This window comes from Pseudomonas fulva (assembly GCF_023517795.1).
Taxonomy (GTDB): Bacteria; Pseudomonadota; Gammaproteobacteria; order Pseudomonadales; family Pseudomonadaceae; genus Aquipseudomonas; species Aquipseudomonas fulva_D.
Window position 1 is genome coordinate 2,069,845 of record NZ_CP082928.1, and the last position, 11,610, is coordinate 2,081,454.

Consider the following 11,610-nt stretch of genomic DNA (forward strand, 5'->3'; position numbering starts at 1 on the left):
GGTGAATGGCCTATCGCGTGCTGTCAGTGAGATTGACGGTGCTCGATAGGCCGTCCGCGGGCATGGCCCGCTCCCACAAGTTTGGCGGTGCGCTCAGATCCCGTGGGAGCTGGCCATGCCCGCGAAAAAATCCAGCAGTCACCTCCCCCTAAAGCCAGACCGCATTCCAGAACGGATAGTCACCCAGCCGCCTGACCAACCCAGCCCTCAGCGGATTGGCCACGATATAGCGCGCCACACCGAGCAAATCCTCCTCGGCTCGCAAGCCATGATCATGGAAGCCCGCCACTCAGATACCCCGCTCGGTGCCCGCGCACTTTCCCGCCATCCGACTGCTCGACGACTTCAGCCGATTCACCAAAGCAGCCAGGCTGTCCACCTCGCCCAGCTGAATCAGCCAATGGGCATGATCCGGCATCAACACCCAGGCGAGCATATGGCTGTCACGAAGGAGCCTTGGCGTTTCGAAACAGCGGGCAGCCGCACAGCCAGCGGGAAAGTGGCTGAATACCGGCTGGCGGTCACGGGTGATGGTAGTGATCAGATAGGCCGTTCCGGGGCAGGAAGCGCGGCCTCTGCGCAGGGCGCGATAGCCCGGTTTCGAGGGCACCGGCATGAATCGACCTCCGTGTTGATTCAGTGGTGCCAGTGTAGTGCTCGCTATCCTTTCGCGCGCATGGCGCGCTCCCACAAAATGTGTGGGAGCCATCCGAAGCATGGGAGCGGGCGGGGACACACCTAGTCCATGCCCGCGACACGAGCAACAGCGATCTCAACTTAGAGCCAGGCCTCCACGCGCATAGCTCGCTCTCCAGAGGATCCAAGGGCCCCGCCCAGCTGTGGGAGCGGGCCATGCCCGCGAAAAAATCTCAGCCACCCCGCCCCCGCTTCAGCCGATACGCGAACTGCGCCCGGCTCAGCCCCAGCATACGGGCCGCCGCAGCCAGGTTGCCGGCGCTGCGTTGCAAGGCTTGCTCCAGCAACTGGTTCTCGACAGCCTCCAGCGACAGGCTGGCATCAGGCAGATCCGGGCAACCGAGCCGCGTCAGCAGGTCCACTTCGCCGGGCTGCTCCTGATGCTGAACCAGGCGCCCCTGCTGCAGCAGCGAATAGAACTCGGCCGGCAGCTCCTCGTCGCGAAACAGGTGATTGAGGTCGATGGGTGCGCCGTCGTTGCTGGCGATCACCCCGCGCTCGATCAGGTTCTGCAGCTCGCGGATATTGCCGGGGAAGCTGTAATTGAGCAGCGCCTTGAGGCCGCGCATGGTCAGGCCGACCGGCGTACGCCCGTAGCGCTCGCAGTAGCGGCGCATGAAGAAATCCACCAGCAGCGGGATGTCGTCACGCCGTTCGCGCAGCGGCGGGATAAGGATCGGGTAGACGTTGAGCCGGTAGTACAGGTCTTCACGGAATTCGCCACGGCGCACCGCCGCACGCAGGTCGACGTTGGTGGCGGCGATCACCCGCACGTCGATGCTGATCACCGAGGTGCCGCCGACCCGCTCGATCTCGCGTTCCTGCAGGGCACGCAGCAGCTTGCCCTGTCCTGGCAGGCTCAGGCAGGCCACTTCGTCGAGAAACAGCGTGCCACCCTGGGCGCGTTCGAAGCGCCCGGGCCGTGAATGGCTGGCGCCGGTGTAGGCACCGCGCTCGACGCCGAACAGCTCGGCCTCGATCAGGCTTTCGGCGATGGCCGCGCAGTTGAGGGCCACGAACGGACCATCGCGGCGCTCGCTCATGCGGTGCAAATTGCTGGCGAACAGTTCCTTGCCCACCCCGGACTCACCGCCGAACAGCACCGTGGCCGGGGTGCGGGCCACCCGCTGCAGCGACTGGAAGGCGGCGTTGAAGGCCGCCGAGGCGCGGATCATGCGGCCCTCGTCGGCTTCCCCCGCGCTGGCCGGCAACGGCCGATAGGGCGCGCGCTCTACGCCGCTGCGCTCGCCCTCTTCGGCGGAGGCATTAAGGTAACGCAAGTCCTCGTCCACGTCACCCCACAGTTCGGCGGTCTTGCCCAGCACGCGGCACACCTGGTGGCCCATGGCGCGGCACTCGACTTCGCGAAACACCACCAGGCGGCCGAACAGGCCACTTACGTAACCGGTGGCGTAGCCCAGTTCCATCCAGCAGGCCGGGTCGTTGCCGATGCCGTAGGCGGCGATGTGCTCGTCGTCTTCGTGGGCGTGATGCCAGAGAAACTCGCCGTCGTAATGGCCGCGGTCGACATCGAATTCGAAGTGCAGCGGCTCCACCTTGACCATGCCTTCCAGGCCGTGCAGACGGATGCCGGCGGCGAAGATCGACGCTGGCTCGGCGTCCGCCCAGCGCTGCTGCACCAGCCGCGCATCGCGGGCGCCGGACAGATACCCCGCACGGGTCAGCAGGCCGCGGGCGCGCTCCAGGCCGAGGCTGTCGATCAGCTCACGGCGCAGCGCGCCGAGCGCCTCGCAATGCAGCAACACCATGCGCTGGTCGTTGAGCCAGATACGCCCGTCGCCCGGCGAGAAGAACAGGCATTCGGTGAGGTCGCGCAGGGTCGGCGCACTCCGCCAGTCCAGGGCATCGCTGGCGCCGCGGTAATGGGGCGTCTCGATGGCCTGCAGGGCATCCAGGGAAATGCGGCGCGGCTCGACCATGGGCGGCTCCTATGCTGCGCAATTCATCACATGGCACGGCGAAAACACCTGGCGACTCGATCATTTGCTCAATCGAGAGCGCCTGAAATGACCGCCTGGGCAACTACCTCAGCCTGATGAATGCACCCAACTCGTTGAAATTTTTATGGATTCTCCCAAGCGCGCGGTCTTGCCGCTGCGCTGGGCACGCTCCTTGCGATCGGTGCTGATGCCACCGGCACATCACTGAAAACAACAATACTCCAAGGAGCCACCATGTCTCGACTGCCAGGATCACAATCGACCACTGCGTTGCTGGATGAAGGGCTCTGGGCGGCCAAGGTATTTTCCGGCACCTGGCGCCCCCCGCTCGCCGGCGGCCGCAACGCCGTCACCGAGCCGGCCACCGGCGAATGCCTGACCACCCCCGGCCTGGCCCGCGCCGAGGATGTCGCCCTGGCCACCGCCACGGCCGCCGCCCGGCAGCCGGCCTGGGAAGCGGTGGCGCCGCGCCAACGCGCCGATATCTTCCTGCGCGCCGCCGGGCTGCTGCAGGCCCAGGCCGACGAATGCGCGCTGTTCATCGCCCGCGAGACCGGCGGCATCCTGCTCAAGGCCCAGCATGAGGTGCGCGAAGCGGTGCTGTTCCTGCAGCTCGCCGCCGGCCAGGTGATGCAGCCCCACGGCCTGGTGCTGCCGAGCAACACCGGCACCCTGTCCTACGCGCGGCGCCTGCCCCATGGCGTGGTCGGGGTGATCTCGCCGTTCAATTTCCCGCTGATCCTGTCGATCCGCGCGGTGGCCCCGGCCCTGGCGACGGGCAACGCGGTGGTGCTCAAGCCCGACCCGCAGACGCCGATCGCCGGCGGCTTGCTGATCGCCCGGCTGTTCGAGCTGGCCGGCCTGCCCGAGGGCGTGCTGCACGTACTGCCTGGCGGTGCCGATGCCGGCGCGGCGCTGTGCAGCGACCCACACGTGCGGATGATTTCATTCACCGGCTCCACCGCTGCCGGCCGCAAGGTGGCGGAAACCGCCGGCCGCCACCTCAAGAAAGTGGCCTTGGAACTGGGCGGCAAGAACCCGCTGATCGTCCTCGACGACGCCGATCTGGAACGCGCCCTGAGCTGCGCCAGTTGGGGCGCCTTCCTGCACCAGGGGCAGATCTGCATGGCCAGCGGGCTGATTCTGGTGCACGAGTCACTGCACGAGCGCTTCGTCGAAGGGCTGGTCGAGCGCACCCGGCGCCTGCGCGTCGGCGACCCGGCCGGCGGCGACGTACAGCTCGGCCCGATGATCAACGAGAACCAACTGGTGCGTACCCATCAGCTGGTGCTCGACAGCGTGGTGGCCGGCGCCCACCTGCACACCGGCGGCCAGTACGACGGCCTGTTCTACCAGCCCACCGTGCTCAGCCACCTCGCGCCGGGCATGCCGGCCTTCGACACCGAGCTGTTCGGCCCGGTGGCCTGCGTGGCCAGCTTCACCAGCGACGCGCAAGCCGTCGAGCTGGCCAACCGCAGCGAGTACGGCCTCGCCGCGGCGGTGATCTCCCGCTCCGTGGGCCGTGCCATGGCGATTGGCGCCCAGCTGCGCGCCGGCATGCTGCACATCAACGACCAGACGGTGAACGACGACGGCGTCAACCCGTTCGGCGGCCGTGGCAATTCCGGCAACGGCGGCAGCATGAGCGGCCCGGCCAACTGGGACGAATTCACCCAGTGGCAATGGGTGACGGTCAAGGACACGCCGCCGCTGTACCCCTTCTGACTCATCACCGACTCGCCCACAAAAACAACAAGAGGACTCACCATGAAACTGCACGACAAGACCCTGATCGTGACCGGCGCCGCCTCGGGTATCGGCGCCGAAGTGGCCCGCCTGGCCCGCTGCGCCGGTGCCCGGGTGATCGCCCTGGATCGCCATGAGCCGCAGATCAGCGTACACGCCTACCACCCGGTGGATCTCCGCGACCCGGCGAGCATCGACCAGGTCATCGCCCGCCTGCCCGAGCGCATCGACGGCCTGTGCAACATCGCCGGCTTGCCCGGCACGGCGCCTGCCGAGCTGGTCGGCCGGGTCAACTACCTGGGCCTGCGCCACCTCAGCGAGGGCCTGCTGCCGCGTCTGGCCGGCGGCTGCATCGTCAACGCCGCGTCGATCCTTGGCGCCGAGTGGGCAAAGCGCCTCGAGGCGCACAAGGCCCTGGCCGCCACATCGGGTTTCGAGGCCGGCAGCACCTGGCTGGACGCCAACCCGGTCGAGCAGGCCACCTGTTACCAGTACTTCAAGGAGGCGCTGATCGTCTGGGCGTACCAGAACGCCTCGCCCTGGTTCCGCGAGCACGACGTGCGCATCAACTGCGTGGCGCCCGGCCCGGTGTTCACGCCGATTCTCGGCGACTTCGTGCAGATGCTCAGCGACGAGCGCCTGGAACGCGACGGCCGCCATATGAAGCGCCCGGCCCTGGCCGACGAAGTGGCCGCCGTGGTGCTGTTTCTCTGCTCGGATGCGGCGCGCTGGGTATGCGGCGCCAACATCCCGGTCGATGGCGGGCTGGCCGCCAGCTACGTGTGAGTCGCGCCCAGGCGGCGCAGCGATCTATGAAAACAACAAGAAGGATCACCACCATGCACGCATCACGTCTCCCGCTTCTGACCCTCGGCCTGGCGGCCCTGGCAGGCACCGCCCAGGCCTACGACCTGCCCACGGTCAACCTCGGCTCCACCAGTTTCTACGACGGCGCGCCCCTGCCCGGCGGGCCCGGCAGCTACCTGGTCGAGTACCTGGTGTACGGCAAGGCTTCGCGCTTCAACGACGAGCGCGGCGACAAGCTGCCGCTGCCCAGGCAGGAGATCGAGACCTTCGCGCCGGTCACCCAGTACATTCACCTGGGCCAGCCGATGTCAGGCGGCTGGATGCCCGGCGCCACGGTGATCGTGCCCTGGCTGGCCCATGCCGAGGTGGACGACGGCCTCGACAACGCCGTGCTCAGTTCACGCGAAGGCGTGGGCGACATGGTGCTGGGGGCGTTCCTGCAATCGCCGCTGACCACCCGCGCCGATGGCTCCCCGCTGTTCGCCCAGCGCATCGAGGCCGAGGTGATCCTGCCCACCGGCGCCTACGACCGCAACAAGTCGGTCAACCCGGGCAGCAACTTCTGGTCGTTCAACCCCTACTACGCGGCCACCTACTGGTTCACGCCGCAGTGGTCGGTCAGCGGGCGCTTCTGGTACCTGTGGAATGCCAAGAACCGCGACCCCTCGACGGCCTTCGGCGATGTGTCCAGCACCCAGGCGGGCCAGGCGCTGCATGCCAACCTGGCCACCCAGTACGCGCTCAACGACAAACTGAGCATCGGCCTGGCCGGCTACTGGCTCAAGCAGATCAGCGATACCGAGGTCGATGGCCGCGACGTCAGCGGCCGCCGCGAGCAGGTCTGGGCCATCGGCCCGGGGCTGACCTACAGCTTCTCGAAAGAGAACATCCTCACCGCCAACAGTTACTTCGAGCAGGGCGCCGAGAACCGCACGGAGGGCAACAAGTTGGTGCTCAGCTTCGTGCACAAACTGTTTTAGCGCCCCCCGGCGCGATACTCGTCACGGCGCCTTGGCGACGGGCACAGGCTGCGCGGCCTGCGCTTCGACGGCAGCTTCCGGACGGCGCGCATAGCGCTGGGCGAGCACCGCGCAGACCATCAGCTGGATCTGGTGGAAGATCATCATCGGCAGGATCATCAGGCCGATGCTACTGCCGGCGAACAGCACCTGGGCCATCGGCACGCCGGTGGCCAGGCTCTTTTTCGAGCCGCAGAACAGGATGGTGATGCGGTCTTCCTGGTTGAACCCGCACACCTTGCCGAGCAGCGCGGTGATGCCCAGCGCCAGGGCCAGCAACAGGCAGCAGGAGAAGATCAGCAGGCCGAGCGTGGTCCATGACACCTGATTCCACAGGCCCTCTACCACCGCCGCGCTGAACGCGGTGTAGACCACCAAGAGGATCGAACTCTGGTCGACGTACTTGAGCCAGTTCTTGTTGCGGCCGACCCAGGCGCCGATCCAGCGCCGGGCGATCTGGCCGAGAATGAACGGCACCAGCAGTTGCAGGGTGATCTTGCCGATGGCGTCGAGCAGCGAGCCGCCGCTGCCGTGCACGTCCATCAGCAGCGCCACCAGCAGCGGAGTGAGGAAGATGCCGAACAGGCTGGACGCCGCCGCGCTGCAGATCGCGGCGGGGATGTTGCCGCGCGCCAGCGAGGTGAAAGCGATGGCCGACTGCACCGTGGCCGGCAGGGCGCACAGGTAGAGCATGCCCAGGTACAGCTCGGTGCCGATCAACGGCGACAGGAGCGGCTTGAGAGCCAGCCCCAGCAGCGGAAAGAGGATGAAGGTGCAGCTGAACACCAGCAGGTGCAGGCGCCAGTGGCCGGCACCGGCGAGGATCGCCTCGCGGGACAGCTTGGCGCCGTGCAGGAAGAACAACAGGGCGATGGCCAGGTTGGTGATCCAGCCGAACGCCACGGCTGCCTGGCCGCTGACGGGCAGAAAGGTGGCGGTGAGCACGACGGCGATCAGCGTCAGGGTGAAGTTGTCGGGCAGTAAACGGGAACGGGCCATGGGCAGGACTCCGGGCAGGCGATGGCAGACAGTTGCCACAGAAAGGCGGCCACTCTACCCTGAGCGGCAATTGCCGACTAACGCCATAAAGCCAGATCATGTCGCTTAACGGACAAACCTTTGCCGAGCGCAGCATTCCCCAGCTGGCACGCCTGCCCCGGCCGCTCTATGCACGCAACGAATCGCTGCCACACCAGACCGGTACGCCGCGCCACAGCCATGCCTGGGTGCAACTGACCTATGCGATCCAGGGTGTGCTGCACGTGCGCACCGCAGCCGGCAGTTTCGTCGCGCCGCCGCAGCGGGCGATCTGGATTCCCGCCGGCCTGGAGCACGAGGTACTGAGTTCGCCGAACACCGAGATGCGCAGCCTCTACCTGCAGGACCAACCCCCCGAGAACGGAGCGCAGAGCTGCCGGGTGCTGGGCGTGGATGCCCTGACCCGCGAGTTGATTCGCAGCTTCTGCGAACTGCCGGTGGAGTACGACGAAAGCGGGCCGGACGGTCGTCTCGCCCAGGTGCTGCTCGACCGCCTGCGGATGGCGCCGGAAGTGCGCCTGTCGCTACCGCTGCCAAGCGACGCGCGCCTGAAAGAACTGTGCAGCCGGCTGCAGAAGAAACCGGACGACGACCGTACCCTGGCCGCCTGGGGCGAAGGCCTCGGCGTGTCGGAAAAGACCCTCAGCCGCCTGTTCCTGCGCGATACCGGCCTGACCTTTCGCGCCTGGCGGCAACGCCTGCGCCTGCTCGGCGCGCTGACGCCGCTGGAGCGCGGCGAACGGGTCACCGACGTCGCCCTGCTCTGTGGCTACGACTCCACCTCGGCCTTCATCGCCGCGTTTCGCCAGCAGTTCGGCGCCACGCCGGGCGAGTTCTTCAGCAGCTGAATCAGCTGCAGCGGCGCACCTGCAGGCCCGAGTAACCGTGCTCGCCCGGCTCGCCCGCGAGCACCAGTTGCCCGCCTGCTGCCAGTTCGCGGGCACGCCAGAACAGAAAGTAATCGGTGGCGAAGAAGCCGTCGCAGCGCGCCATCACCTCGGCCATTACCCGTGCCAAGGGTTGCGGCTCGGCGCGGGCGTGGCGCAGCAGCGCCGCGTCGATGGCCTGGTAATCCTCGGCGCTGAATGCACCCGCCTGCCAGCGATGAATCAGCCCGCCATCGGCAACCGCGGCACGCCACTGCGCTGCCAGCACAGCGAGGCGTTCGGGCCCGACCGGCTGCGGGTTGGCCAGTTCCAGCAATGCCCGAGGGGCATGCATGGCTACCGCCTTGCGGCTCTGCACCCAGCTGTTGCCGGTGCCGCAAGCCACCTCGATCAGGGCCACGCCGCTGCCCTCGAGGGCATGGGCGGCCCGTGCCATCAGCAGTTGCTCGCTGGCGCTGTCGCCATGCCAGACGGTTACCGGCCGCGCCTGGCGGGCCAGATCGGCGAGCCACCGCGCATCGGCGGGCAGGTCCACCTCAAAATCCGGTACCGGCGTCACGCCCGCCGGCCATACCCCACGCCAGAACGCCGCGCGGGCCGCACAGGGCGGCGCGTCGACATCGCCCAGCGGGCCGACGGCCAGGTCGTCGCGCAGCACACGCAAGCCTGCTTCAGCGGCCTCCTGGCCGATCACATGAGTGACGCCGGCGACGGCATTGTCGCCACAGACCAGATGCCACATAAGTCCTCCTCATCGAGCGTTACGGGGTGAGTTTCACCGTCAGCGGCGGTTTCTCGCCTTGCTGCCAGGTGCCGGTCAGACTGCCATCGGCCTGGCGTTTGAGCATGAAGTGGGCCGGTGGTTCGCCGCCTTCCAGAAGGGTGAGTGAATCCTGCTGAAGTTCGCCGCCCAGCCGGATCAGGCTGGCGTGTTTGTCGTAGAAGTAGCCGGCCGACAGGCTGTGATCGGCATATTGCTGCTCGATCACCAGGGTGACCGGGTAGCGTCCGAGGTTGCCGCGGTACGCGCCTTGCAACGTGCTATTGGCGGGCAAGGTGCAGTCGCTGCGCTTTTCCAGCAGCAGGCAGCGGCCGTAGGGGCTCAGATCGTCACTCAGGGCTGGGTAGCTGAAGCTGCTGGTAAATTCGCCCAGGTCGTCCAGTGCGCGCAGGGCATGGCTGGCGCAGCTCTCGCCGACCAGCGTCAGGCCGTCGCTGCCCAGCTGCAGACGGTCGTAGTCCAGGCCCGCATCGCGCCGCGTGCTGAGGCATTCGGTGTACATGGCGCGCTGATCTTCCACCTGCTGGTCGTCATCGCTCAGCTTACCGGCGTTCGCCGGTGTGCTTGGTGGCAGGGCCTTGAGAACGTCTTCCAGGCGCTTGACCCGCTGCGCCTGCAGCTCGCCCTGCAGACGCTGCCGGCTATCGGCGCTGAGCAGCTGTGGCAAGCCGATGGGCCGGCCGCTCGCCAGGTCGAAGTTGTAGGTGCGCGTGCCCTGGCTGGTGTAGGCGCCGGTGTATTCGCCGTCGATGGCCAGAGACAGGAATCCCGGGCCTTGGCCGAGAACCCGGTAATCGAGGTTGGTCACGCCGATGGTCTGGCCCTTCTGGGGCTGCACCTTCTCGAACGGTGATTTGGCGAAGCGCCCCGGCAGCGCCTCCAGTTCGCCTGCATGCAGGAAGGTGTTGATCCGGGCGATGGCCGGGCTGTCGCCGACCAGCAGCGGGAAGCGGTAGGTTTCCCAATCGCTGCGCTTGTCGGTGAGATCGTCGATACGCACATCGGCCAGCGCCGGCAGGGCGATGGCAAGCAGGGGCAAGAGCAGCAGGCGCACGAAAAACGTCCTTATTCCTGTCACGGGAGGCCGGCAGTATCCGCCACGCCCAGCGTGAACTCCAGGCGCCGAATCAGAGCAGCTTGCCGGGGTTCATCAGCCCGCTCGGATCGAGCGCGCTCTTGAAGCTACGCATCAGCTCCAGTTCCAGCGGGTCCTTGTAGCGCCGCGCCGCCTCGCGCTTGGCCTGGCCGAGGCCATGCTCGGCGCTGATGCTGCCGGCGAAGGCCGCGGTCACGTCGTAGATCAGGTGCATGATCGCCTCGGCCTGGGCCTTGAACGGGGCATCCTCGCTGCCCAGCGGCTTGCTGATGTTGTAGTGCAGGTTGCCATCGCCAACGTGGCCATAGCAGACGATGCGCACGCCGGGAAATGCCTGCTGCAAGCGCTCGTCCGCCTGGGCGATGAAGGCGGCAATGGAGCTGACCGGCACGCTGATGTCGTGCTTGAGGCTCGGCCCCTCGTGGTTCTGCGCTTCGGAAATGCCCTCACGCAACTTCCACAACGCCGCGACCTGCGCCTCGCTGCCCGCCACCACGGCGTCCAGCGCCTCGCCCTGCTCGAAGGCGGTAACGAGGCCGGTTTCCAGCATGCCGTTGAGTGGCGCCTCGGGCAGCGTGTCACTGAGTTCGATCAGCACGTACCAGGGATGCTCCTCGGCGAAGGGATCGCTGCAACCCGGTACGTGGCGCAGCACGAACGCCACGCTCTGCCGCGACATCAGCTCGAAGCCGGTGAGGCGATCACCACACAACGCGCGCATACGACCGATCAGCGCCACCGCCGCCTGCGGGCTGGGCAGAGCGACCCAGGCGGTGGTGCGGCTGCGCACCGCCGGGTAGAGCTTGAGCACCGCCGCGGTGATGACGCCCAGGGTGCCTTCGCTGCCGATGAACAGCTGCTTGAGGTCATAGCCGGTGTTGTCCTTGCGCAGGCCGCGCAAGCCATTCCAGAGGCGCCCATCGGGCAGCACCACTTCCAGGCCCAGGGTCAGGTCGCGCATGTTGCCGTAGCGCAGCACGGCGGTGCCGCCGGCGTTGGTCGCCAGGTTGCCGCCGATGGTGCAACTGCCTTCGGCGCCCAGCGACAGGGGAAACTGGCGCCCCACCGCAGCGGCGGCTTCCTGCACCTGCTGGAGCACCACGCCGGCCTCGACGGTGATGGTTTCGTTGCCCGCATCGACGTCACGAATCCGAGTCAGGCGGGTCAACGACAGCACCACCTGGTGCCCCGAGTCGTCGGGGATCGACCCGCCACACAGGCCGGTGTTGCCGCCCTGAGGCACCAGCGCCACGCCGGCCTGGTGGCAGGCGCGAACCACTGCGGCCACTTCGTCGCTGGAGGCCGGGCGCACCACCAACGCGGCGCGGCCGCGGTAGGCGTTACGCCAGTCGCTGAGGTAGGCCTGCATGGCGGCCTGGTCATCGATCAGGCCGGCCGGGCCGACGATCTCGCCCAGGGTCCTTAGCAGTTCGGCTGGCAGGTGGCTCATGCAAGGGTACTCCGCAGGAATGGTCAGAATGGCCGCTGACTCGACAATGCGAACTCGACAGCCGGGGAGAGAGACCGCTTTACGCAGGCCTCGGCAGATGAACTCAGCGCTGGAGGCAATACATGGCAA

General features: G+C 67.3%; 9 protein-coding genes and 1 pseudogene. 4 read left to right on the top strand and 6 right to left on the bottom strand.

The window, feature by feature from the left end:
- Window positions 1-148: 148 nt before the first annotated feature.
- Both K8U54_RS09280 and K8U54_RS09285 read right to left on the bottom strand, forming a co-directional pair.
- A pseudogene (locus tag K8U54_RS09280) lies at window positions 149-616 on the bottom strand (REP-associated tyrosine transposase).
- Between the two features lie 253 nt (window positions 617-869).
- Window positions 870-2,636: a sigma-54-dependent Fis family transcriptional regulator gene (locus K8U54_RS09285; protein ID WP_249909854.1), complete on the bottom strand. Its 1,767-nt coding sequence runs from the start codon at window positions 2,634-2,636 to the stop codon at window positions 870-872.
- Between the two features lie 255 nt (window positions 2,637-2,891).
- Between K8U54_RS09285 and K8U54_RS09290 the strand changes: the two genes are divergently transcribed.
- Genes K8U54_RS09290 through K8U54_RS09300 form a run of 3 tightly spaced genes read left to right on the top strand, consistent with a single transcriptional unit; the run spans window position 2,892 to window position 6,190 of the window.
- Complete coding sequence (locus tag K8U54_RS09290) at window positions 2,892-4,382, top strand: benzaldehyde dehydrogenase (RefSeq protein WP_249909855.1); 1,491 nt, start codon at window positions 2,892-2,894, stop codon at window positions 4,380-4,382.
- Between the two features lie 42 nt (window positions 4,383-4,424).
- The gene (locus K8U54_RS09295; protein ID WP_249909856.1) at window positions 4,425-5,189 is read left to right on the top strand and encodes a coniferyl-alcohol dehydrogenase; all 765 of its coding nucleotides are present in this window, start codon (window positions 4,425-4,427) and stop codon (window positions 5,187-5,189) included.
- 53 nt (window positions 5,190-5,242) lie between these two features.
- On the top strand, window positions 5,243-6,190 hold the full coding sequence (locus tag K8U54_RS09300) for a SphA family protein (protein ID WP_249909857.1): 948 nt from the start codon (window positions 5,243-5,245) through the stop codon (window positions 6,188-6,190).
- A 21-nt stretch (window positions 6,191-6,211) separates the two neighbouring features.
- Here K8U54_RS09300 and K8U54_RS09305 read toward each other — a convergent pair whose 3' ends face one another.
- Window positions 6,212-7,228, bottom strand: coding sequence for a bile acid:sodium symporter family protein (locus K8U54_RS09305; protein WP_249909858.1), 1,017 nt, complete (start codon window positions 7,226-7,228; stop codon window positions 6,212-6,214).
- 98 nt (window positions 7,229-7,326) lie between these two features.
- Here K8U54_RS09305 and K8U54_RS09310 point away from each other — a divergent pair, with 98 nt between their 5' ends.
- Window positions 7,327-8,115 (top strand): AraC family transcriptional regulator, encoded by a 789-nt coding sequence (locus K8U54_RS09310; RefSeq protein WP_249909859.1) that lies wholly within the window; start codon window positions 7,327-7,329, stop codon window positions 8,113-8,115.
- A gap of 1 nt (window position 8,116) precedes the next feature.
- Here K8U54_RS09310 and K8U54_RS09315 read toward each other — a convergent pair whose 3' ends face one another.
- From K8U54_RS09315 to K8U54_RS09325, 3 genes are all read right to left on the bottom strand, one after another.
- Complete coding sequence (locus tag K8U54_RS09315) at window positions 8,117-8,896, bottom strand: DUF1835 domain-containing protein (protein ID WP_249909860.1); 780 nt, start codon at window positions 8,894-8,896, stop codon at window positions 8,117-8,119.
- A gap of 19 nt (window positions 8,897-8,915) precedes the next feature.
- The gene (locus K8U54_RS09320; RefSeq protein ID WP_249909861.1) at window positions 8,916-9,989 is read right to left on the bottom strand and encodes a hypothetical protein; all 1,074 of its coding nucleotides are present in this window, start codon (window positions 9,987-9,989) and stop codon (window positions 8,916-8,918) included.
- Window positions 9,990-10,062: 73 nt separating this feature from the next.
- Window positions 10,063-11,481 (bottom strand): FAD-binding oxidoreductase, encoded by a 1,419-nt coding sequence (locus K8U54_RS09325; protein WP_249909862.1) that lies wholly within the window; start codon window positions 11,479-11,481, stop codon window positions 10,063-10,065.
- Window positions 11,482-11,610 lie beyond the last annotated feature (129 nt).

Coding starts and splice junctions, on each gene's coding strand:
- K8U54_RS09285 (WP_249909854.1), bottom strand. CDS start 2,636: ATGGTCGAGCCGCGCCGCATTTCCCTGGATGCCCTGCAGGCCATCGAG.
- K8U54_RS09290 (WP_249909855.1), top strand. CDS start 2,892: ATGTCTCGACTGCCAGGATCACAATCGACCACTGCGTTGCTGGATGAA.
- K8U54_RS09295 (WP_249909856.1), top strand. CDS start 4,425: ATGAAACTGCACGACAAGACCCTGATCGTGACCGGCGCCGCCTCGGGT.
- K8U54_RS09300 (WP_249909857.1), top strand. CDS start 5,243: ATGCACGCATCACGTCTCCCGCTTCTGACCCTCGGCCTGGCGGCCCTG.
- K8U54_RS09305 (WP_249909858.1), bottom strand. CDS start 7,228: ATGGCCCGTTCCCGTTTACTGCCCGACAACTTCACCCTGACGCTGATC.
- K8U54_RS09310 (WP_249909859.1), top strand. CDS start 7,327: ATGTCGCTTAACGGACAAACCTTTGCCGAGCGCAGCATTCCCCAGCTG.
- K8U54_RS09315 (WP_249909860.1), bottom strand. CDS start 8,896: ATGTGGCATCTGGTCTGTGGCGACAATGCCGTCGCCGGCGTCACTCAT.
- K8U54_RS09325 (WP_249909862.1), bottom strand. CDS start 11,481: ATGAGCCACCTGCCAGCCGAACTGCTAAGGACCCTGGGCGAGATCGTC.